1 protein-coding gene is annotated in these 414 nt (G+C 69.8%); it reads right to left on the bottom strand.

The window, feature by feature from the left end; translation table 11 throughout:
- Positions 1–414: diguanylate cyclase domain-containing protein (locus E4T88_RS17595; RefSeq protein ID WP_135107588.1), on the bottom strand; the 414-nt coding region annotated here is incomplete at both ends.

Below are 414 nucleotides of genomic sequence, written 5' to 3'. Positions count from 1 at the left end.
CAGGCGCCAACCCGCTGCCCGTGTCCAGTTCGGCGCGCAGCGCCTGCCCGATCGCCCTTCGCCGCGCGGCGACCAGGTTCATGGACGCATCGAAGCGCACGCTGCGGTTCTTGCCGAGCTCCTTCGCGCGGTACATGGCCGTGTCGGCACAGCCCATGAGCGCGTCCATCTCGCGGGCGTCTTCGGGGAACGTGGCGATGCCGACGCTGCAGGTCAGCGCCACCGGCTGGCCCAGCTCGGAGTACGGCGACTTGAACATCTCCACGATGCGGCGGCCGTAATGGTCGAGGGCGGCGTCATCGATCTCCCACCGCAGGATCAGTGCGAATTCGTCGCCGCCGAGCCGCGACACGATGTCCGCGCTGCGGACCACGGATTGCAGGCGGCGGGCGACTTCGTGCAGCAGCCCGTCGC

This window comes from Dysgonomonas mossii (genome assembly GCF_004569505.1).
Lineage (GTDB): Bacteria > Bacteroidota > Bacteroidia > Bacteroidales > Dysgonomonadaceae > Dysgonomonas.
Note: the sequence above shows the minus strand (reverse complement) of the source record. Positions and strands in the feature narration are given on the sequence as shown.